Annotated in this window: 21 protein-coding genes and 1 pseudogene; 14 read left to right on the top strand and 8 right to left on the bottom strand. The window is 60.7% G+C overall.

Going from position 1 to position 22,041, the window contains the following annotated elements:
• Positions 1–37: 37 nt before the first annotated feature.
• Together ABIB73_RS27990 and ABIB73_RS37650 are read right to left on the bottom strand one after the other, a co-directional pair.
• Complete coding sequence (locus ABIB73_RS27990; RefSeq protein WP_354229239.1) at positions 38–1,255, bottom strand: serine hydrolase domain-containing protein; 1,218 nt, start codon at positions 1,253–1,255, stop codon at positions 38–40.
• A 403-nt stretch (positions 1,256–1,658) separates the two neighbouring features.
• Positions 1,659–1,975 (bottom strand): annotated as a pseudogene (locus ABIB73_RS37650) (SOS response-associated peptidase); the annotation flags it as partial.
• A 96-nt stretch (positions 1,976–2,071) separates the two neighbouring features.
• On the opposite strand from ABIB73_RS37650, the gene ABIB73_RS27985 reads away from it, so the two are divergent.
• Positions 2,072–2,479, top strand: a complete 408-nt coding sequence (locus tag ABIB73_RS27985; RefSeq protein WP_354229237.1) for a hypothetical protein — start codon at positions 2,072–2,074, stop codon at positions 2,477–2,479.
• Between the two features lie 209 nt (positions 2,480–2,688).
• Here ABIB73_RS27985 and ABIB73_RS27980 read toward each other — a convergent pair whose 3' ends face one another.
• The 3 genes from ABIB73_RS27980 to ABIB73_RS27970 form a co-directional block, all read right to left on the bottom strand.
• A complete protein-coding gene (locus tag ABIB73_RS27980) occupies positions 2,689–3,096 on the bottom strand; it encodes an ester cyclase (RefSeq protein ID WP_502918463.1) in 408 nt (135 codons plus the stop codon).
• A 417-nt stretch (positions 3,097–3,513) separates the two neighbouring features.
• Positions 3,514–4,101 carry an ANTAR domain-containing response regulator gene (locus ABIB73_RS27975; protein WP_354229234.1) on the bottom strand — a complete coding sequence of 196 codons (588 nt, stop codon included), beginning with the start codon at positions 4,099–4,101 and terminating at the stop codon, positions 3,514–3,516.
• Positions 4,098–5,273 carry a transporter substrate-binding domain-containing protein gene (locus ABIB73_RS27970; RefSeq protein ID WP_354229232.1) on the bottom strand — a complete coding sequence of 392 codons (1,176 nt, stop codon included), beginning with the start codon at positions 5,271–5,273 and terminating at the stop codon, positions 4,098–4,100. The genes ABIB73_RS27975 and ABIB73_RS27970 overlap by 4 nt, the downstream gene beginning before the upstream one ends.
• Before the next feature lie 417 nt (positions 5,274–5,690).
• Between ABIB73_RS27970 and ABIB73_RS27965 the strand changes: the two genes are divergently transcribed.
• The 9 genes from ABIB73_RS27965 (at position 5,691) to ABIB73_RS27925 (ending at position 15,192) form a co-directional block, all read left to right on the top strand.
• Complete coding sequence (locus ABIB73_RS27965) at positions 5,691–7,091, top strand: amidase (RefSeq protein WP_354229230.1); 1,401 nt, start codon at positions 5,691–5,693, stop codon at positions 7,089–7,091.
• Positions 7,092–7,108: 17 nt separating this feature from the next.
• Positions 7,109–8,107: an acetamidase/formamidase family protein gene (locus tag ABIB73_RS27960; RefSeq protein WP_354229228.1), complete on the top strand. Its 999-nt coding sequence runs from the start codon at positions 7,109–7,111 to the stop codon at positions 8,105–8,107.
• Between the two features lie 34 nt (positions 8,108–8,141).
• Complete coding sequence (locus ABIB73_RS27955) at positions 8,142–9,377, top strand: urea ABC transporter substrate-binding protein (RefSeq protein ID WP_354229226.1); 1,236 nt, start codon at positions 8,142–8,144, stop codon at positions 9,375–9,377.
• A gap of 107 nt (positions 9,378–9,484) precedes the next feature.
• Entirely contained in the window at positions 9,485–10,351 is an 867-nt protein-coding gene (locus ABIB73_RS27950) for an ABC transporter permease subunit (protein WP_354229225.1), read from the top strand.
• A gap of 12 nt (positions 10,352–10,363) precedes the next feature.
• Positions 10,364–11,437, top strand: a complete 1,074-nt coding sequence (locus ABIB73_RS27945) for a branched-chain amino acid ABC transporter permease (protein WP_354229223.1) — start codon at positions 10,364–10,366, stop codon at positions 11,435–11,437.
• 2 nt (positions 11,438–11,439) lie between these two features.
• Positions 11,440–12,159 carry an ABC transporter ATP-binding protein gene (locus ABIB73_RS27940; RefSeq protein ID WP_354229221.1) on the top strand — a complete coding sequence of 240 codons (720 nt, stop codon included), beginning with the start codon at positions 11,440–11,442 and terminating at the stop codon, positions 12,157–12,159.
• Entirely contained in the window at positions 12,149–12,874 is a 726-nt protein-coding gene (locus tag ABIB73_RS27935) for an ABC transporter ATP-binding protein (protein ID WP_502918462.1), read from the top strand. The genes ABIB73_RS27940 and ABIB73_RS27935 overlap by 11 nt, the downstream gene beginning before the upstream one ends.
• 63 nt (positions 12,875–12,937) lie before the next feature.
• On the top strand, positions 12,938–13,699 hold the full coding sequence (locus ABIB73_RS27930) for an SDR family NAD(P)-dependent oxidoreductase (protein ID WP_354229219.1): 762 nt from the start codon (positions 12,938–12,940) through the stop codon (positions 13,697–13,699).
• Positions 13,700–13,788: 89 nt separating this feature from the next.
• Positions 13,789–15,192: an amidase gene (locus tag ABIB73_RS27925; protein ID WP_354229217.1), complete on the top strand. Its 1,404-nt coding sequence runs from the start codon at positions 13,789–13,791 to the stop codon at positions 15,190–15,192.
• A gap of 614 nt (positions 15,193–15,806) precedes the next feature.
• Here the strand turns inward: ABIB73_RS27925 and ABIB73_RS27920 are convergent.
• Positions 15,807–16,280, bottom strand: a complete 474-nt coding sequence (locus ABIB73_RS27920) for an enoyl-CoA hydratase-related protein (RefSeq protein WP_354229544.1) — start codon at positions 16,278–16,280, stop codon at positions 15,807–15,809.
• Here ABIB73_RS27920 and ABIB73_RS27915 point away from each other — a divergent pair.
• The 3 genes from ABIB73_RS27915 to ABIB73_RS27905 all read left to right on the top strand — a co-directional run bounded on the left by ABIB73_RS27915 (position 16,161) and on the right by ABIB73_RS27905 (position 19,356).
• Entirely contained in the window at positions 16,161–17,027 is an 867-nt protein-coding gene (locus ABIB73_RS27915; RefSeq protein WP_354229215.1) for a 2'-5' RNA ligase family protein, read from the top strand. The two genes, ABIB73_RS27920 and ABIB73_RS27915, sit on opposite strands and share 120 nt — an antisense overlap.
• Before the next feature lie 441 nt (positions 17,028–17,468).
• A complete protein-coding gene (locus ABIB73_RS27910; RefSeq protein ID WP_354229213.1) occupies positions 17,469–17,861 on the top strand; it encodes a hypothetical protein in 393 nt (130 codons plus the stop codon).
• A gap of 217 nt (positions 17,862–18,078) precedes the next feature.
• Positions 18,079–19,356, top strand: a complete 1,278-nt coding sequence (locus ABIB73_RS27905; protein WP_354229211.1) for a Y4kA family protein — start codon at positions 18,079–18,081, stop codon at positions 19,354–19,356.
• A gap of 324 nt (positions 19,357–19,680) precedes the next feature.
• Here the strand turns inward: ABIB73_RS27905 and ABIB73_RS27900 are convergent, their stop codons facing one another.
• Positions 19,681–20,187, bottom strand: coding sequence for a YkgB family protein (locus tag ABIB73_RS27900; protein ID WP_354229209.1), 507 nt, complete (start codon positions 20,185–20,187; stop codon positions 19,681–19,683).
• Positions 20,188–20,228: 41 nt separating this feature from the next.
• Complete coding sequence (locus tag ABIB73_RS27895) at positions 20,229–20,765, bottom strand: carboxymuconolactone decarboxylase family protein (protein ID WP_354229207.1); 537 nt, start codon at positions 20,763–20,765, stop codon at positions 20,229–20,231.
• 153 nt (positions 20,766–20,918) lie between these two features.
• On the opposite strand from ABIB73_RS27895, the gene ABIB73_RS27890 reads away from it, so the two are divergent.
• Positions 20,919–21,881, top strand: coding sequence for a cupin domain-containing protein (locus ABIB73_RS27890; protein ID WP_354229205.1), 963 nt, complete (start codon positions 20,919–20,921; stop codon positions 21,879–21,881).
• Positions 21,882–22,041 lie beyond the last annotated feature (160 nt).

Here is a 22,041-nt window from a genome sequence, read left to right as displayed (position 1 = left end):
TGCCGCCACGGCGGTCTTTGCCGAGCGATGGCGCCCTCTATCCCTGTTCGACTGCCGCCAGCAACCGCTTCAGGAAACCGTCGATGGCCTCAGGATCGATCCAGCGAACTACGGCCACGAGATCGTGCTCCTGATCGACATAGACCATGTTGGTGCCGTTGCCGACGTGGGCAAAAGCGGTGGCCGGAGCACTCGGCCAGCGCTTCCGGTCAGTGTTCAGAAACCAGTTCATATACCCGTAGATCGGCTCCGGCTTGGTAGGCGTGCGTGCCTGATCGATCCATTGCTCCGAGAGCAATTGACAATCTTTCCACTTGCCGCGACGCAGCGTGAGGTAGCCGAAGCGAGCCATGTCGTAGGCATTGATAAACATGCCTCCGCCCCAGTGCCCGCCGCCGGTAACCGACTGCATTACGGTGCCATCCAGAACGACCCAGGAATTCTCGTAGCCGAACCAGCGCCAGGTGCTGGAGGCGCCGATCGGATCCATGATGTTTTCCTTCAGAACCTGTGGCAGCGGGCGCCGCCAGACGTTGAGGGCTGCGAGCGCCATCACATTCGTGCGGGTGTCGTTGTATTTATAAAATGTGCCCGGCTTGTTGCGCGGCAACGTCCCCCATTCCGCCGGATTGTCGCCAGGCCGATCCGCCCAGTCCGGCTTGCCCCATAGCGTGCCTTCCCAGTCGCTGGTCTGTCGCAACAGATCGTCCCAGGTGATCGTGCGGTTGTGCGGCGATTCAAACGGGAACAGCAGATCCGACGCGTTGAGCCGATCCGATTTGTTGGTGGTCGAAGACGAGGTGTAGAGCTGCACCGGTGGGACATAATCCCGTACGACGTCATGGACGCTTTTGACCATGCCCCGCTCGACGGCAATTCCGACGACGCTGGAAAGGAAGCTCTTGGTCACGCTGTGAGTCATATCGACCCTCAGCGGTTCTCCCCATTCGGCCACGATGTAGCCCTTGTGAATGATGATTCCAGTCGGATCTCCCCGTTCCCGGATCGGCCCGATCGCGTAGCCGAACGGTTCGCGGCCAAAGGTTTGATAATGGTTCATCACCAGGTCACGAGGCGCCTTCGTCTCTCCGGCGACTGCAAAATCGATCGCGCGCTTCAGGAGGTTGGGACCGACACCCGACTCTGACGGCGTCCTGTGCTGCCACGTCGCATCAGGGTAATAGGCCGTAGTCAGATTCGCATCCTGGTCAGGTTGATTGGTTGGTCCATAGAGGCTGGAACGACGGGACGTCATGACTTTCTTTCAACCAGGACTCTTCAGGAGCTCGGTCACCGACCTCCAGCTTCAACATTGAGCAAGACGTCCGCCGAAGTGTGTCCTGACGCCTACACCATCCCACTGTAATTGCCTACCGTCCGATGGAGCGGCTCAGGTCTGCGCGCGCAAGACCGGTGGCCATGACAATACCTTGCGCTGCAAGACTAACTTGGCATTCTCAAGCTCACGCAAAAGCAATCCCGGGGCGGGATAACGCTCGCCGAGAGTTCGGCGGCGGTTGGCCAGGACAATGCGGCGCCGCCGCGCCAATCGATCGACATCGGCTCCATATGACCCCCGCGAAATCGCAAGCTAAGCCAAGTGCTCACAAATGCCTGTCCGCAGGGGTTCTTACCGTCCCAACAGATCGTGCGTCGGTTTCGTCGGATGACGCCCTCATCCAATTCTCCACTTCGGCCGGCGTCGTGAGAATCACCGGCATTGCTCGAGGATGATAGCGCCAACTTCCAAATGCGGCTCCGGCGTGAGGAACGTGAAGAGGTCGTTGGTTGTTCCCGCCTTCCTTCCTCGCCGACTTCTTCTTCATGGTGTCGGCGAGCGGCGTCCAGTTGGTCCAGATGGCGGCAATGCAGGCGAGGGGCGCGCGCTCATCAATTGCTAACCCGATATCTCCGCCCCCTCGTTGAACTCTCTGAACGAGGTGAGCGTGATCACGCAGCAACTCCCGACGCCTAGCGGCTGCTGCACCCGCTGCGAAATGGCGTCAAGGTCAAAGCTGGGCACTACCACGAGCGGCCGCTGTTGGCGCAAAGCAGCCGGTCGCTATCGTCAATGCATGAGCGCTGGAGGCGTCCCGACGCCGCCTATTCAACGAAGGGATGGGCGAAGGGCGCTAAGTCGCAATCCGAGGAATCGACTGACACGGGTGCGACGCGCGACCCGACCAACGACCGGATACAAAAAACCGGACCCATGTGCATCAGTCGTAGGCTTCTTGAGCTGGGTGCACATGGGGCCGGTCTGATCGTCGCCGCGTTTTCGGCCAGAGACATGTTGCGATGTGTCAAGCTCACCAGCGATGGTGGTCGCGATACCGCGGCGGCTTTGGCTTGCGGAAAACCGCGTGCTTACTTCTTCATCTTCTTGGTCTTCTTGGCGACCTTCTTGGTCGCCTTGACAGTCTTCTTTGCTTTCTTCGCTTTTTTTGCCATGTCTTCCTCGTGGGGTTGGTTGGCTTGACGAATGTGCGGACGCTGCGAACCAGCGCGCGCGCCATCAAGCTAACACGAAACTAGCAAAAACTATACCACATTAGATTAACGCGCGTCCTTGAGCGTTGCAGTCTTACGATTATGAGTAGCGCAGACGTCCCGCCGACGCGCGGGCTACGCGATATCAGCGATGCTGGCGATGACGCTCTACGATTCGTCGACAGCCACCGGAGGCTGTTAGAGCTCGATCTGCTCGGCGATATTTAGAGCGTCATCTACCTCAATCCCGAGATATCGGACGGTGCTCTCCAACTTTGTATGGTCGAGGAGAAGTTGCAAGGCGCGGAGGTTTCCGATTTTGCGGTAAATCTGGGCGGCCTTCGTCCGCCTCATCGAATGCGTGCCAAAAAATGCTCGCTCCAAGCCGATGCTTTCGACCCAACGGTGCACCAGCCGGGCATATTGCCTAATTGATATGTGCGGGGGCTCGCAGACAAGGAGTTGAGCGTCGAACTGAAGATCCGGAATCTCACGAAAATCTCCTTCCAGCATTTCGCGATAACCAGACAGTCCAATCCGTTCGCCATTGTAGTGCACCTCGCCATGGACAAACCGCTGAAGCTGAGCCCAGTCCTGCCGGTTCAAGCAGTCGATGTATTCCGGACACGCCAAACCTGCCAATTCTCACGGGGCGCGCCGTTCGAGGATGGTCGGTCCCGCCTCTGACCGCATTACATAACCAGCGGACAAATTTTGTCGGAATTGGTCCGAGACGGAAGTAGTCCGCGTTGCAGCAAATGTCGGCATCTTGACCCAAAGCGGGATTGATGGCCTTCATCGATCAAGCGGAATAAGCTATCCGACGACGATTGCGGTTTGGGGGATAGAGGCATACGATGCTTTTGGCTTTCGCGCCCTTTATCGCGTTAAACATGTCTCACCGGACCGTCTTGTCCCGGCGCCGGATTGCGGGATGAAATACATGTCCTCGCATTCGGGAAGCTGAAGGCGATGTGCGATGCGGCGGCCAAAGTACGTCGGGAGATCGGTTGACCTGCCTGCTTAGCCAGTTGCTCTGGGCAAAGAGCCTCGCGCCGTAATCTCGGCCGAAAGTTCCTCGATCGTCTTGCGCTGCTCCATCGCGGATCGACGGATCAGCGCAAAGGCGGCTGGCTCCGCGAGTGAATGGGAGTGCATGACCTGAAGCACTGCGGCGAGCACGATGCGACGCGACCGCAAGCGCTGTTCCAGCTTGACAACCTGCTGCTGCAATTCGTTCGTGCGTTCATTGCGCTCGAACGCCATGACGAGCGCCGCGTAGATGCCGGCCGAGCGCAGCGGCTTGACCAAAAACGCCGCCGGATCGAGTTCGAGTACTAGCTTCAGCCGACTCGGCGTTTCCGTGCCGACCAGGGCGATCACCGGGCATCGCCCGTGAACTACGCGCTGTGCCGGCCGCGCCAGCGGCAGGAATTCGTCGTCGATCAAGGCCACGTCCGGAACGAAGTCGATCGCTTCGGAAGGCGTCCACGCGATGCTTTCGACCCCGAGTCGCTCAAATTGACGCTTGACGATCGAGGTGTCGCGTTCGTCCTTGACGGTGACCAGCGCCTTGCGTCCGCGCAGCGAAAATGAAGACGGCTTGCTCATTTCACGACCCGCAAATGCGGCGCATTCGGCGAAGTCCCGCCCGTCGTGGTCTCCCGCGACGGGCTGACGGCGACGTCGAGCTGCGTCAGGTAAGGATCAGGCTTAACAGGGGCGTCGGCTTCCCAGAAGATATCAAACTGTCCGTGGGGATTGGACACGGCGAGCCGCGGTGTAAGGACGCAATGGTTGTTGCTGCCGTCGATCCAGACCTGCCCTTGCGGCGAATTGTAGCGATGGCCGGCCGCGGCGCGCCGGACCTCTCCGATATTCGAGGTGCCCGCGCGTTGCAGTGCCCGCGCCAACAGATAAACCGCGACATAGGCAGATTGCCCGTCGACGGAGGGGCTGCTGCCATCGCCGTAACGCGCCTTCCAGCGCGCGACGAATGCGCGGTTCTCGGGCAGGCGAATGCTCTCGAAATAGGCCGAGGATGTAATACAGCCCGTCGATGCCGGCCCGACGATCGCAAGTTCCGGCTCGCACAGGCTGCAGCTCAGCATCGGGATATCGAGCCCTGCAGCTTCGGTCGCGGCGTGGAAAGCGTGGATGAAATCATAGCTCGAGCTTCCGACCAGCGTGTTGAACACGATCGGAGGTCTTTTGCGCACAATCTCGTCGACGATATGTCCGACGGCGTCTTCACCGAGCTCGAGTAGCCGTTCGGCCAGGATGTGGCCACCGGCCGAGCTTACGAGTTCGCGGGTGACGCGATTGGTCTCCCAGGTCCAGACATAATTGGAACCAACGCAGAAGAACTCGCGAGACAGATTGTTGAGCACGTAGCGGACGAGGGGCAGCACGTTGTGATTTGGTGACGCCCCGACATAGATGACGTTGTCGGAGCATTCGAATCCCTCGTAGCGCGCGGGATACCAAAGCAGGCGATCGGTGCGCTCCACGATCGGCAGGACCTGCTTTCGCGATGCCGACGTATAGCAACCGACGATGTGCTCGACGCCGACATTGCGGATGAGATCGTCGCAGACCGTATGATATTCCGCGATGATTCCGCGGGGATCGCGGACATGGGCGGTGATCGAGAAATCGAAGTCGGCAGCGCTATTGATCTCGTCGACAGCCATCAGGGCGCTCTTGAGGATCTCGCGACCCATAGCCTGATAGGGCCCGGACTGCGAACAGACGATACCAACGGGAATGGACGGCTTTGTCATCGATAGCTTTCGTTGGCGCAACGCATAGATGAAATCATCATCACTGATGTGAGCGCAATAGACTTGCCGATTTGCTGCGCAGCAGCTTCGCGAAATTTAGGCAGACAGCATCGTTGACAATACGGTAGGCAGGTCCTTAGATTTTTGCCTACAGGGTTTCCTGTCGAACTTCGCGTGCGCCGGTCTGGCCGATGACGTCCAGCTCTCCGCACCAAGTGCATCGTTCGATGTCGGGCCCTCTGCGACAGATCATAGCCGCGGCATTTGAGCCATTCGTCACCTCGTTTGGGAGGGGCGGGTGGCTTTTTTCGTTTTGCCGCCAGGACATTGGCGATGCATCCGGGTCGCCAAAACGATGACGCATGCGCGGCGGCAAGGTAGCCCGCGCCTGCGTTGTATTGGACGCGGGGATGAGCGATGGCGACAACAGACCTCCACTACCTCGGGCTCGTCGACGTCGGACAGAAGATCCATGCGAAGGAGCTGTCGTCGGTCGAAGTGACAAAGGCGATGCTCGGGCGGATCGAGCAACTCGACGGCAAGCTCAAGAGCTACGCTTACGTGATGGCGGAGTCCGCGCTTGCGCAAGCGGCCGCCGCCGAGAAGGAGATCGCATCCGGGAAGGTCAGAGGGCCGCTGCATGGGGTTCCAATTGCGGTGAAGGATCTTTGTTGGGCCAAGGGTGCGCCAGCGGCCCATGGTATGACGATCCATCAAGACTTCCGTCCGAGCGAGGACGCAACCGTCGTTGCGCGGCTCAAGGATGCTGGCGCAATCATTCTCGGCAAGTTGCAGCAGACCGAGGGAGCCTACGCCGACCATCATCCGAAGATCGATCCGCCGAAGAACCCGTGGAATGCGGATCTCTGGCCCGGCGCATCCTCAAGCGGCTCTGGCGTCGCTACCGCTGCGGGGCTCTGCTTTGGATCGCTCGGCACCGATACGGGCGGATCGATTCGCTTTCCTTCTGCTGCCAACGGCACCACCGGCCTCAAGCCGACCTGGGGCCGCGTCAGCCGCTACGGCGCGTTCGAACTCGCGGCGACATTGGATCATATCGGGCCGATGGCGCGCAGCGCAGTCGATTGCGGCGCGATCCTCGGCGTGATCGCGGGCCAGGATCCGAAGGACACCACATCGGTTCCGTTGCCGGTCCCTGACTATCTCGCAGATCTGTCCGACAATTTGCGCGGTGTGACGATCGGTGTCGACCGGCGCTGGACCAGCGAAGGCACCGACGATGCCGCGGCAAAGGTGCTTGGTGAAGGTCTCCGCGTCGGGGCAGATCTGGGCGCGAAAATCAAGGAGATCACGTTCCCCGATCCGAAGGCGGTGATCGACGACTGGTTCCCATTGTGCGGCATCGAGGTGGCTGTCGCGCATGAGGAGACCTATCCGTCGCGCATGGACGAGTATGGGCCAGCGCTTGCAGGTCTGCTCGATCTCGGCCGGCAACAATCGGGCATGGACTATCAGAAGATCGTGCTGCGCCGCGAAGCGTTCCGCGGCGCGGTCCGCCTGCTGTTCGAGGCGGTCGATCTCATCGCGCTGCCGGCTCAGGCCTTCGCAGCACCCACGCTCGCCAAAATGGGATCGTTGGGCGAGGACGCATCGCTGATCGCCGGGTTGCTCCGCTTCACATGCCCATTCGACATGACGGGGAGCCCGACAGTGACGCTGCCGGGCGGCTTCGCGGCGAATGGCGGTCCGGTCGCCTTCCAGTTCGTCGGCCGTCACTTCGACGAAGCCAGTCTCGTTCGAGCCGGCGACGCCTTCCAGCGCGTGACCGACTGGCACAAGCGTCATCCCGGTATCTGAGTTGAGGAGCCATTCGAATGCCCGCTGAAGACTGGTTGAAGAATTCCATCATGGCCAAACGCGCGGTCGCGAAGGGTGCAACCGGCGCAACCCATAGCTTGACGATCGAGCAGCAGGGCGGCTTCCACTATGTCTACGGTCCTTATGCAAAGCCGACCCTGTCGATCGATCCAGGCGGGGTGGTGGTCGTAGAAACCGAGGACGCCTTTGGCGGGGTGCTCACCAGCGAAAGCGACAGCCCCACTGCCAAACTGAACTTCCCCTACCTGAACCCGCAATGCGGACCGATCGCGGTCAAGGGCGCCAAGAAGGGCGATTGCCTTGCAATCTATATCCGCGATGTCGAGACGCGGGGCGAGCAACCAGCAGGTACGACCTGCATCATTCCTGAATTCGGCGGGCTGGTCGGGACCGCCTCAACGGCGTTGCTCAATCCGCCGTTGCCGGAACGCGTGAAAAAGCTGCATGTCGACAGGAATGGCGTGCGCTGGAACGACAAGATCACGCTACCCTATGAGCCGTTCATCGGAACAATCGGTGTCTCACCGGAGATCGAGGCCATCTCGTCGCTGCAGCCGGACTACCACGGCGGCAACATGGATCTGCCCGACGTCGCCCCTGGCGCCGTCATCTATTTCCCCGTGCACACCGATGGAGGGATGCTCTATGTCGGCGACTGCCACGCGACGCAGGGCGACGGCGAACTGTCCGGTGTCGCTCTCGAACAACGCGCGACCGTCACGCTGCAGATCGACCTGATCAAGAACTGGAGCTTTGCGTGGCCCCGGCTAGAGACGCGTGACTTCATCATGACGATTGGCAGCGCCCGCCCGCTCGAGGACGCGGCGCGCATCGCCTATCGCGAGCTAGTGCGGTGGATGGCCGCCGATTATGGATTCGACGAGATCGACGCCTACATGCTGCTCAGCCAGGCCGGCCGTATGCGGCTCGGCAACATGGTCGACCCCAAATACACGATGGGCGCGTCGATCCTGAAAAATTACCTCAAGCCATGACATTCAATCATCTTCAAGGACAGGGGACATCAACATGAACTCCGGACGTAGAATTGGTATCGCTCTGCTTGGCGCTTTGCTTGGAACATCGGCGCTGGGGTTAGTCCAGGCGGCAGAGCCGCTGAAAGTCGGTCTGCTCGAGGACGTCTCCGGCGACCTCGCGTTCATGGGGATGCCGAAGCTCCATGGCTCCCAGCTTGCCGTCGAGGAGATCAACAAGAACGGCGGCATCCTTGGGCGGCAGATCGAGCTGATCCATCTCGATCCGCAAGGCGACAACGCTCGCTATCAGGAATTCGGGCGCCGTCTGCTCAATCGCGACAAGGTGGACGTCCTGATCGGCGGCATTACATCAGCCTCGCGCGAGGCGCTGCGCCCGATCGTTGACCGCACCTCGACGCCGTATATCTACACCAATCAATATGAAGGCGGCGTCTGCGACGCCAGCATGATCAGCATGGGGGCGGTGCCCGAGCAGCAATTTTCGACGCTGATTCCCTGGATGGTCGAGAAGTTCGGCAAGAAAGTCTATGTCATTGCCGCCGACTACAATTTCGGTCAGATCTCGGCGGAGTGGAACCGCAAGATCATGAAGGATCTGGGCGGCGAGGTCGTGGGCGAAGAGTTCATTCCGCTCGGGGTGTCGCAATTCGCGCAGACGATCCAGAACATCCAGAAGGCGAAGCCGGATTGGCTCCTGACGATCAATGTCGGTGCGGCACAGGACTCCTTCTTCGAGCAGGCGGCTGCGGCCAACCTCAATCTGCCGATGGGGTCGTCGATCAAGGTCATGCTCGGCTTCGAGCACAAGCGGTTCAAGCCGCCGGCACTCAACAACATGCATGCGACCGCCAACTGGTTCGAGGAGATCGATACGCCGGAGGCCAACGAGTTCAAGAAGCGCTGGCACGCCAAATTCCCGGACGAGCTCTACATCAACGACATGGGCTATAACGCTTACAATGCGCTCTACATGTACAAGGCGCTGGTCGAGAAGGCGAAGTCGACCAAGCTCGATGACATGCGGAAGGTGATCGCAACGGGCGATGCCTGTATCGATGCGCCCGAAGGCAAGGTCTGTATCGATCCGAAGAGCCAACACACGTCGCACCGCATGCGCCTGATCTCGGTCGGGCCCAAGCACGAAGTGACGGTGGAGAAGGACTACGGAACGATCCAGCCCTACTGGCTCGGACAGATCGGCTGCGATCTCACCAAGAAGAACGACAAGGATCAGTACACGCCTAGTCATCTTCCGAACAAGTCGTGAGACGTGACGGGCACGGATTTTGCTCGTGATGTGCATCGCGATGTCAAGTCAGGCCGGCGCCGCAACGACGCGGCGCCGCGAACAAGCGGATGGGCAAAGGGACCGGAATGTCGGCTGAACTCTTCTCGTTATTCTATCAGTTCGCCGACGTCTTCGCGTTCCTCATCCTCTCGGCCGCGGGGCTTGCCATCGTGTTCGGCATGATGGGCGTCATCAACATGGCGCACGGCGAGTTCATCATGTGTGGTGCCTACGTCACCGTGGGTCTGGTCAATCTGGGGGTGCCCCTTCCGATTGCACAGATCCTGGCGGCGCTGACGGCGGGGCTCATCGGTGTCGCGGTCGAATTCCTGATCGTGCGGCGCTTCTACAAGCGGCCGCTCGATTCCCTGCTCGCCACCTGGGGGCTGAGCCTCATCGTGACGCAATCCATGCTCCTGATCATAGGCTCCGCGGTGCGGGGCATAGGCACGCCCGAGGGGAGCTTTGCGATCGGAGGCTACACTTTCTCGACCTATCGTCTGGTGCTGTTCGGCTGCGCGGTGGCGGTGCTTGCCGGTCTCTACATCATCTTCATGAAGACGCGCTTCGGCGTGATCGCGCGCGCGACGATGCAGAATGCGGCGATGGCCAAGGCGCTGGGCGCGCGCACCGGCCGCATTTACGCGATCAGCTTCGGGATCGGCACCGGTCTCGCTGGGCTCTGCGGGGCGCTGTACGCGCCGACCATGACGCTGATCCCGACCATGGGTGCGACCTTCGTCGTCGAAAGCTTCGTCACGGTCGTGATCGGAGGAGCGAACGTGCTGCTCGGAACGGCGCCGGCCGCGGTATTCCTGGCGATGATCCGGATGGCGCTGAACGCAAGCTACGGTCAGATCATCGGACAGATCGGCATGCTGGTGGCCGTCATCCTGATCATTCGGGTGCTGCCTGAAGGTCTCTCCAGTGTGCTGGTTCGTCGTGGGCGCTAAAGGACGATTTTGATGTTCAAGCTGCTCGAAGGCCCACAGACGCTCGGACGCGGAAAGACCTTTTGGTCCTGCTTCTTTGTCGTGCTGGCAGGTGCGTTGAGCTATCCGCTGTTCGCCGACTCTTATGATGTCGGAAATTTTGCCTACTTCCTGATCTGGATCTTCATGGCGCTGGGCCTCTGCTTGATGTGGGGCTATGGCGGCATGCTGTCGTTCGGGCAGACCCTGTTCTTCGGCATTGCCGGCTACGGCTATGGCGTGCTCGCGATCAACATGGGCGGCGGAACGGCGACGATCGCTGCGCTTGTCTTCTCTGTGGCGATCTCGATGGTGGCAGCCGGCATTCTCGGCTACTTTATGATCTGGGGCGGTATCAACGGCATCTTCTTCGGCATCGTCACCTTATCCGCGACGCTTGTGCTCGCCTTCTTCCTTGGTCAGACAGCGGGGCCGGAATGGCACATCGGGCCGGCGCGGCTGAACGGCTTCAACGGGATGAAGGGCATGGACCCTCTTGCCGTCGGCGACTTCTATATCGAGGGATCTGCGCTCTACTACGTCATGATTGCGTTGATCGTCATCATCTATCTGGCGCTGCGTATGCTGGTGAATTCAGGCATCGGCAACGTCATCGTGGCGACGCGCGAGAACCCGCAGCGCGCCGAGATGCTAGGTTATGACGTCAGGAAATATCAACTTCTGACCTTCGTGATCGGCAGCGGCCTCGCAGGGCTGAGTGGTGCCCTGTACACATCGTGGGGCCAGTTCATCACGCCGTCGAGCATCGGCTTGCCAGCGGCCGCTATGCCGATTGTCTGGGTCGCCTTCTCCGGACGAAGCGATCTTACCGCAACTTTGGTCGGGTCGTTCCTGCTGCTGTTCGGGTTTCAGACCATCACGGTCTATAGTCAGCAGGCGGCGCTGGTGCTGATGGGAGCGTTGCTGCTCGCTACGGTGATGCTGGCGCCGCAGGGTTTTGTGCTCGGTATCGGCAAGCTTGCTGCCGGTTGGTGGGGCGGGCGAGGGCCGCGCGATGCCGGCGCGAGCCTTACGGAGACTGCTCGCCTGCAGTCGAAAGAATTCTGATCATGGCCCTGGTGGAAGTCAAAGGGGTATCGAAGCGCTTCGGCGGGTTGACCGCCGTGTCCGACGTCGACCTCACCGTGAATGTCGGCGAGGTCCACTGCCTGATCGGCCCCAACGGTGCCGGCAAGAGCACGCTGTTCAAGCTGATTGTGGGTCTCTACCCGCCAACTCTGGGCAGCATCTTCTTCGACACGGTCGACATCACTGCCGAGCGTCCCTATGCGCGCGTGCAGCGCGGCATGAGTATCAAGATGCAAGCCCCGAGTGTGTTCAAGGAGCTGCCGGTTCGGCAGAACATCCAAACGGCTTTACAGGGGCGAATGTCCGGCACGGAGCGCGCTGCCGAAGAGGATCGCCTTCTGACGCTGCTCAATCTCGCGCCAGACGGCGACAAACTCGCAGGAGCGCTATCGCACGGCCAGCAGCAATGGCTCGAGATCGGAATGGCGCTGGCGTTGAAGCCGCAGCTGTTGCTACTGGACGAGCCGACCGCCGGCATGTCTTCGGAAGAGACTTTCAAAACTGGCGAACTGATCAAGTCGTTCAATGCGGAGGGCATGACGGTGCTGGTGGTCGAGCATGATATGGCGTTCGTCCGCCAGGTCGCTCAGCAAGTCACGGTTCTGCATCTCGGCAAGATATTTGCGCGCGGTAACCTCGAGACGATCCTTGCGGACGAGAAGGTCGCGGAAATCTATCTGGGTAAGACCCATGTCCACTGAAAGCATGTCCACTGACCGGATCCTCGATGTCTCGGAACTATGGGCCGGCTACGGGGCAACGCCGATCCTGCAGGGTGTCACCATGTCGGTCGCACGCGGTGAGATTGTCGGCGTGATCGGCCGTAACGGCGTTGGCAAATCCACGCTTATGCGATGCCTGATCGGATTGCTGCAGAGCTGGCGCGGCACAATCTCGTTCATGGAGCGTGACATAACTCACCTTGAAGCTGATGCGCGGGCGCGAGCAGGCTTCGGCTACATCCCTCAGGGCCGCGACGTCTTTCCGCAGATGACCGTCGAGGAGAACTTGCAGGTCGGCGAGCTCATCGGCGGAACCAGGGGCAAGAAGCTTCCGGAGCTCGTCTACCAGTATTTTCCGCGCCTGAAGGAGCGCCGGCGGCAGGCCGCTGGCACCATGTCCGGCGGCGAGCAGCAGCAGCTCGCCATCGGCCGGGCACTGATCGGCAATCCATCGCTGATGATTCTGGACGAGCCGTCCGAAGGGATACAACCCTCGATCGTCCAGCACATCTGCGAGGCACTGAAATCATTTCGCGATGAGCTCGGCACCACCATCATCTTCGTCGAGCAGAATCTGGATACCATCCTCGCGATCGCCGAGCGCTGCTACATCATGGAGAAGGGCAAGATCACGCAATCGCTCGCAGGCAGCGAGGTCAACGAGGACAACGTCCGCGGACAGCTCCTGCTCTGAGCGATAGCGCCGGATGACGGCGAATACCGCGCGTGTGAGTCATGCATAACGGAGGGAATGAACATGGATCTGGGACTCAAGGGAGCAAAAGTACTCGTTACCGGCAGCACCAAGGGAATCGGCAGGGCGATCGCCGACACGTTCGCGGCGGAGGGTGCCGATGTCGGCATCTGCGCGCGCAATAAAGCCGACGTCGACAGTGCGGTCACCGCAATCAAGGCGAAGGGCGTCGCAGCATTCGGTGATGCGGTTGATGTTTCTAAAGGCCCGGCGCTCAAAGCCTGGGTTGAGGACATGGCCTCGAAGCTCGGCGGCATCGACGTCGTCGTCGCCAATGTCAGCGCGCTTTCGATCGGGCAGGACGAGGAGAGCTGGGAGAAGGAGTTCTCCACTGACATGATGGGCACGGTACGGCTCGTCAACGCCGCGATGCCGTATCTCGAGAAGAGCAAAGCCGCCGCAATCGTCACCATTTCCAGCGTGTCGGGGCGGGAGGTGGACTTCGCCAGTGGTCCCTACGGCACGTTCAAGGCCGCGATCATCCATTATACCCAAGGCTTGGCCTTCCAGCTTGCCGGCAAGGGCATCCGCGCCAATTCGGTCTCGCCGGGCAACACCTATTTCGAGGGCGGTGTCTGGAATATGATCAAGAACGGCAATCCCGAATTGTACAAGACCGCGCTGGCGCTGAATCCGACCGGCCGCATGGGCACGCCGCAGGAGATGGCGAACGGCGCCGTGTTCCTTGCCAGCAAGGCGGCAAGCTTCATCACCGGGACCAATCTTGTCGTGGACGGTGCCCTCACGCGCGGGGTTCAGTTCTAGGCCCCAAGCGAGATCAGAGCCGTCGCAAGACCGGGCCGTCAGCGGGACCGGCGAGAAATAGGTATTCCCGACAAGAGCAGGGCTGTCAGATGTCAGCAGATCCGATTCACTACAAATCGATCGTAGAGATTTCCGGGCTGTTCCAGCGCGGCGAGCTTCGACCCTCGGAAGTGACCGAGGTGATGTTGAGCCGGATCGCGAGACTCGACGGCCAGTTCCACGGCTATGCGCTCGTCCTTGCTGAACGCGCCATGGAGCAGGCGAAGCGTTGCGACGCGGAAGTCGCCAAAGGAATCCGGCGTGGCCCGCTGCACGGGGTGCCAATCGGGTTGAAGGATCTCTGCTACACCAAATTCGCGCCGACCGCGGGCGGCACCACGATCCATGCCAAATTCGTGCCCTCGTTCAACGCGACGATCGTCGACCGTCTGGAACTCGCCGGAGCCGTTACGCTCGGCAAGCTCAAAATGACAGAGGGTGCCTATACCAGCCACCATCCCGATGATCAGGCGCCGCTCAATCCCTGGAACGTCAATTACTGGGTCGGTTCCTCCTCCAGTGGATCGGGCGTGGTGACTTCGGCTGGACTTTGCTTCGGCTCGATCGGCAGCGATACCGGCGGCTCGATCCGGTTTCCATCGGCGACGTGCGGGCTGACTGGGATCAAGCCGACATGGGGGCGTGTCAGTCGACACGGCGTTTTTCCGTTGGCGGATTCGCTCGACCATGTCGGACCTATGTGCCGCAGTGCTGCAGACGCCGCGGCCATGCTCGGAATCATCGCGGGCGCTGATGTGAACGATCCGACCGCGCTGCAAGCGCCCGTACCGAATTATCTGGCCGGGATCGGGAACGGCTTACGTGGTGTGAGGATCGGTGTAGATCGCAAATATACCCAGGAGGGGATCGATCCACAGGTCGTCGCGGCCTTGCTGGAGGCCGAGCGCACGCTCGCGGAGCTTGGCGCCGACATTCGTGAGGTCAAGTTCCCGTCCTACGAAAAGCTTGTCAGCATGTGGATTCCCATGTGCTCGATCGAGACGGCGGAGGCCCACCTCGAAACCTATCCGTCGCGGAAATCAGAATATGGCCCAGACCTGGCGCAGCTGATCGATCAGGGCAGGTCGATGAGCGGCGTCGAGATTGCCGCGATCCATCACGAGCGGCTGAATTTCTCCGGCAGTCTGGCCAAGCTGTTCGGCGAGATCGACTTGCTACTGATCCCTACTATGCCCGTGCCGATCCCCACACTTACCAAAATGGGCGAATACGGTGCGGATCCGAACGTTCTAATGAGCATTCTGCGCTTCACCGCGGTGTTCGATTTTTCGGGCAGTCCAACCATAACCCTGCCAAACGGTATGGCGTCGGACGGCTTGCCGCTGAGTATGCAACTGGTGGGACCGCATTTGTCGGAAGATGTTCTCGCGCGCGCGGGCCACGCCTTCCAGTCTGTGACTGATTGGCATACGCGACGTGCACTTGCGGGATGAACATCTAGGTATCTTTGCTGATGGTTGCTCGCAGCAGCCGCGCAAACTCGTATTGAATCGCTGTATACTCCGGCCTCAGCCCGACATTCCGACAAAGAGAAATTCTGCTGCGGGCTCAATGCAGGCTGGACAACGTGTTTGTCGGAATGGAAATTGATTTTGCAGAAAGCTCATTCGACTCTTAATCAGCGGCTCCGTCGGAATCGTGAATTTTACGTCGACGCACGGGCGTGCGGGGACCGCGTAAGAACGGCGGCTTCTGGCGGGCTATCAAGGCGCGAGGTCGGGAGTTAAGCTGCCCTCCGGTATGAGAACAGCGCCTCCACAGTAGTGGGTTTGGCCATGTAGCGGTCTCCCGCTACCAAGGCTGCGATTTTGCACTCCAAACTACGATTTTGTGCGCTTTCTTGCGGTAGATGGTTGCATCGCAGTGCCGGCATATCAGCATCTACGGCAACGATCGGAGCGCGTGCCCTCAATCTTATCGCCGGCTGCGCAATGAGAGGGCATGACCCCCTTATTTGGCGCTGTGGTCGACGGGCGGCCCCTTCAGCCGAGCGCCATCTCTCATCAAGCCTCGGTCTCGATCGCCGCTGGCGTCCTCGAACGCACCTTCACTCGCCGGTGAAGCGCGGCGCTCGCTTTTCGAGGAAGTGGGCAACGCCTTCCCTGAAGTCCTCCGTTCCGCGGCAGATCGCGACTTCCCTGTTTGCGAACTGCGTGGCTTCGGCCAGCGTTTGCCGAGGAGCCGCCGTCAGCTGCTGTTTGATGATGCGCATGGATCGGGGCGAGCACAGATTGGCGAAATCCGATGCCGTTTGTTGAACGGTTTCGCGGAAATCGTCTGCGGGCAGCATTCTGACCAGGCCGAGCCGCTCGGCTTCTGCAGCTTCGACCACACGCCCCGAAAGTAGAAGATCTGCGGCATTCATCGGGCCGATCAGCTGACGCAACATCCAGGCGCTGCCGTGCTCTGCGATCAGGCCGCGCCGGGCAAAGGACGTGGTCAGCTTTGCGCCCGCGGCCATGAAGCGGAGATCGCAATAGAGCACGATGCAAAGACCAACGCCCGCGATTGCACCATTGATGCCGGCGATGATCGGCTTGGGAACGGCGAGCAGATAGCTGTATCGCTGCGCCAGATCATCATCGCTCGCCGGGGGAATGACTGGCGAACGGAGAAGGACCATTATTTGGCTCGCTTAGGGCTGAAACAGGGTTCAATTCCCCTAGGGAGCGCCAATTTCCGAAGCGAGCCTTCCCCTGATCTCGATTTGATTGTTCCACCCGCTGGTGAACCTGTGGCATTGGCGATCAACATCCGGGCCGATAACCAGTCCGCAAATGAGATCGAACGGCTGTGGGATCAAGTCGCCGCGTTCGAAGTCGAGCCGTCGATGCGCGCCCTCGGCTACCGTCCGCATGTCACGTTTGCGATCTACGACGGGCTTGCGATCGACGAACAGACTGCGTGGGACGCCATGCAGGCAGCCGTTGCTGGCGAAACGCAACTGCGCATCGAATTCAAATGTATTCGCTGGTTCGAAGGTTCTCCGCTTGTCCTTTGGGCGGAGCCGGCGGTGAACGAGACCCTGACCCGCATCCACGGCGCTATCAGCGCGGCAATCGATCCAGCACATTGTCGCCCTCATTACCGGCCCGGCGCTTGGACGCCCCATTGCACGCTCGGCACTGGCATCGCCGACGAACGGTGCGATGATGCCATTGCCTTTGCGCGGGCGTTCGATCGCAGCATTGAAGTGCTGTTCGACGTGGTGGATTGCGTTGCCTTTGCGCCTGTGCGGATAATCGCCGAGCGGAGATTGCCGTCGTAGTTGGTTGTCGCTTCGCACGCGATGGGTTTCGCGAGAGCTGCGTACTGGATGTCGTCCGCCTTGATGCCCAGGTCGTTGAGGTCCGAGGTTGCTTCAGTCCCGCTCTCGATCGGCCAGTCGGCGATGCCGATGAACCGCTTCCGTCGGCCCGAGCGCAAAGCACCTCGGCAATCCAGGACGCCTCGTGAAGCGGCCCTTGACAATCTGTCGCCGCACGTTGCAACTTAACATTGTTGTTCTGCGGGGGCGGACATGGGGGCTACGCGTCGGCGTCTGGCGACAACGCCACACCATTTGAGATCTGTCGCAGCCGTGTCGTCGGCTTTTGGGCGGATCGGATTCATTCCCTCTACGGCGTTTCTGTCAACGATCGCGCTGCTCCAGGCCGCCAAAGCGTGGAAGCATGCGGTGCGATGCGCTGGAGCCACGGCACTGTGCTTCATGATCGCAAGCACGTTGTGCGCGTCGCCCGCCTGGTCCGCTGCCGGGGTCGCGAAGGGCAATCGGCCGTCCGCGTGGTATTCCGGGCCCCGCTGCAATGATCCTGCGGTCATCGATCGGATCGCTGCTGAATACCGTGGCAGACATTCAGCCTCGGGCTTCGAAGGCATTCACACAGGCAAAGCCAGTTGGAAGTCATGGCCACAATACCTCACGCCGCCGCGCCGTTTCTGCGAAGGGCAGATCAAGGCGTGGCGCGGCCCTGAGCGCCTGATCTACCCGCTCTACTACGCGATCATTGCGGATGGCCCAAGCTATGAGCTCGAATGGTGCGTCGTGGGGCTCGATCGTGCGTGGCCTTATGACCAACGATGCAGGCTTGCGCGGCCCTAGCCCGGCAACGGGCGAGACCGCTCCGAAATTGACGGGCTGTGAAGGGCGCCACCGGTTCGCTGCCGCCGCTCGAGACAGCGCGAACCGTTCGTCGTGTGGGGTTATCTGGTGACTTGCAATGAAGCGGTCTGATCCAGGCCGGCACCTTCGGCGCACTCACCTGGGCTGGTTGTGTTTTTTCAACGTGTTGTATTTTGAGCGATAAGTTGGGGGCGTCATGCGTACAAGTATCGTCGAGTCGATCCGTCAATTGGGGCGTGGTCGCAACTTCGATCTGTGGCCATTGAAACGAGCGGCCGCACGTGGCTGCAGACCATCAAGCGGCGCGGGTGGCATCTGCGCGGTTCTCGCCGTGACAGCGCTGACGGGGTGCTCGATCCATCCGCTGGTGGATGACGTGTCCCCGATCCCGACGGAAGCGATCGTGGCAGCCGCCCGTTGCGAGCTCAGGCTCGGCCTCGTCCACCAGGTCGAGGTCTGGTTTGCGGACGAGGATCCGCCGGTGACGAGATTCGACCCGAACACCATCGGTGACAAGACTGGCGGTGAGGACAATGTGAAGCTGCTGCACAAGCGCTTTCCCAATACCGCGAAGCAAGACGATTGGGAGCAATACATGGATATTGCTATTGCCTATGAATGGACCTTCGACATCACGGAAACCAACCATGCCGATGCCAGCGTCGGCTTCAGGTTGCCTGTGCTCAACCCGGCCGGCACTGTCGATGTCGGCGCTGGCGGCAATGCCAATACGACCAGACAGGCCAAACGCACGTTCAAGAACCAGGACACGTTCAAGGGCCTTCTGACGCAGAACTGGTACAATTTCTGCAACGACATTAACCGCTCCGTCGAGTACTTTCCCAACACCCCGACGGGCCGTCCGCCATTCGAGCCTCAACCCGAGCGCGGGCTGTATCCAATCACCGGCTCGATCGGCTTGGCGCGCGCCGTGACGTCGTTCTTGAAGATTGCAGTTCAGGAGGGCGCCCTGGATACCTTCACCGACGAGCTCACCTTCACCACGGCGTTCGATGGAAGGGTTGGCGGGGCCGTGACGCTCGCGCCAGTCCCGAAGGAGTTCCGGCTGGTGAACGCCAGTACAAACTTCGCCGGGTCGCGCCTGGATATGCACAAGGTCAAAATCAGCATGGCCTTCCCGAAGGCGAGAGCCACGCAAAAAACTGAAAAGCAAAAGGTCGATGAATTGCTGAACGACGTCAAGGGCGGCTACGAGCTGAATGCCCAGTGGCGTGCGGCCTATGCACTTTGCGTCGTCGATGCGAGAAGCCGCGAGGACGACTTCAAGTTGCTCCGGCTCGATCCACCCGAAGTCACCTGCCTCAAGTCGACAGATACGTTCTATCCGAGAGGAAACGGCCGCACCAATTCGTTGATCGAGGGCCACCGGTTTGATCTTCTCGATCAAAGAGTCAGATCGGAACTGGAAAAGCGGGAAAAGAAGAGATTGGAGCAGCGAGGCTCTGGCACCTAGCCGAGTACGACTCCGCCCCAGGGCGGAGCGGACGGATCGAAGCGGCACTCGTGATCATGTCGGTGGCAATTCCTCGCGACGCCGAGGGAGCTGCTTTCCAAAGCGCGTGACGCTCTGGGCTGGCGAGTTACGGTGGAGTTACGGTGACCGTGCACAGAACCCTTCATGCCAACGCCTCAGCCTCTGGCAGCAGCTTTTCTCAACGATTTTTTTGAGTGAGAGCGCCGCATGCTGGGCCTTCGCGAAGCGCGGCGAGGCTTACGTCTCGTCGCGCTTCGGCTTGCAGGCGATGACTGCGCCTTTGACATCTTTCGTCGGCTGAAGTCATCGCCGCATCAGCCGAACCACATCCTGCCTCAGCAGATAGAATGACACTGCCAGCAGAACGACGTCCTTCATCAGGAAGGGGACGTTGCCGGTCATCGCGGGGAATCCTCCCGCAGCGACGTCCCAGCCATCCGGCATGAACGGAATGATCGTGACCGTCGCGATGAAGGTACCGGTCGAGCCGAGGGCGCCGAGCACGCCGAGCCGCTTGTCCCAGAAGCCGGCGAGCAGCAGCGTCCCGAACGTCCACTCCGAGGCGCCAAGGAAATAGCTGGCGCCCGCGTGACCGAAGACGGGATAGAGCCACCAGATCAGCGGCCCGTTGCTGATGAATGGGACCAGTCGCTCGAATTCATACGGGAACCATTTCTGGTAGCCGAAGAAGAGAAACATGATCACCATCGACGCTCGAACGAGGTGGTAGTCGAGATCCTCCGCAAGCAGGCCGGACTTTTGCAGCGCGCGGACAAACGGATTTTGCATGTTGTCGGTAATCGCGGTCATTGTCGTGATCCTTTCATTCAAGATCTGACTGGGCGGTCGCTTCAGGCGAGCGCGGGGAAGTCGATCTCGGTGTCGTTGATGCGGTTGAACACGTTGGTGAAGACGGTGGTCGCGAAGGCCAGGCTGATCTCGACGAGTTGCGCGTCGGTGTAGCCGGCAGCCTTGATCGCGGCGAAATCCGCGTCGCTGACAGTGCCGCTGGATTGCGCGAGCTTGCGGACGAACCGGATCAGCGCGTCGCGCTTGTCATCGCCGGTCGCCCGGCGCTCGCGGATCCGCTTCAACTCATCAGGCTTCAGGCCCGCGAGCTTGCCAAGCAGGCTGTGCGCGGCCACGCAGTAGTCGCAACCGGCGACCTCGGAGATGACGAGCTTGATGGTTTCCTGGTCGCGCTTCGATAGCGAGCCCGACGCGAGCACGCTGTCGGCGAGCAGGATGGACTTGAGCGCATCCGGCCCATGGGCGCCGATCGCGGCAAAGGTGTTGGGCACGCTGCCGATCGCCTTCCTGATCTGGCCATAGACTTCAGCGGTCGCGCCGGTTGCGGTTTCGAAACTGGGAACGGAAAGACGGGACATTGTTGGCACTCCTTGTTGGGTTGGTGAACGTTTGCAGGGTGACAATAGGGTCCCGGCCTGATACTTTGAATGTCGATAAATCCCGAATACATGCTTAATCGTCTCAATTTGAGCCTGTTCAGGAGTCAATTTGAGCCTGTTCAGGAGATTGCGATGGATTGGCTGAGCCGGCTGTTCGAGATGATGCCCGTACGCGGGCGGCTCGACCTGCTCTGCGCCTACGGCGCGCCATGGCGCATCGATCAGGGGCCGGGCGAGCCGAACGAAATTCCGTATCACGCCGTGCTTGCCGGCTCGGCGATGCTGGACGATCCGGCGGAGGGCCGGCCGCTGAAACTTGAGCCCGGAGACATTCTGCTGCTTCCCGGCAATCCCCGGCACGTCATGCACGACGGCAGCGGCGCCGCGCCGCTGCCGGCGCGCAATCGCGCGTCTCTCAATTTCACGATCAGCGAAAATCTCGGCTCGGGGGAACGGCTCGACCTGTTGTGCGGACACTTTGCCATCGCGCCGCCGCATGACCGCCTGCTACGTAGCTATCTGCCACCGCGCCTCGTCGTGCATGCCGGCGTTGGCGCCGGCGACAGCGACGCGGCGGGACAACTGGCCGGCCTCGTCGCCTTGATGCGCAGCGAGTCCGCAGACGATCGTCTCGGTGGACGTGCGATGTTGAACGCACTGTCGAGTGCGATGTTCGCGCTCGTGCTGCGGCTCGCCAGCCTCACCGACGACGCGCCGCGCGGTTTGCTTGCCCTGGCCGGTCATCCGCGCCTTGCACCGGCGGTGGCCGCTCTGTTCAAGGAGCCGGCGCGCGCATGGTCGCTGCCCGAGCTGGGGCGTCTGTGCGGCATGTCGCGAGCCACGCTCGCGCGGCAATTCCAGGAGAAGCTCGGGCGCTCAGCCGCTGATCTCCTGACCGATATCCGGATGGCGCTCGCCGCGAACGAACTGAAAAGATCTTCGCTTTCGACCGGCGCCGTGGCTGAAGCTGTCGGGTATCAATCCGAAGCGGCGTTCCAGCGCGCCTTCAAGAGCCACATGGGCATCACTCCGGCACAGTGGCGCAAAATCGAAGCGTCGCCGGACCGCGACGCCTTCGCAAGGCCTGCAGCTTGATCCGCCCTGCCGCTCCAGCGACCCCGTCTGGCAAAACACGCGAAATCCGAGTCGCGGTGACAGTGCTGGACTGCACCCCTCAAGTGAGACACGATAATCTCGGTGACAGGGCATTTCCGAGGATGACCTGTGGCAGCAAGAGGGAAGAACCGTCAGTTTC

This window comes from Bradyrhizobium sp. F1.4.3 (assembly GCF_040548375.1).
Lineage (GTDB): Bacteria > Pseudomonadota > Alphaproteobacteria > Rhizobiales > Xanthobacteraceae > Bradyrhizobium.
This window is presented reverse-complemented; position numbering and strand designations above follow the sequence as displayed.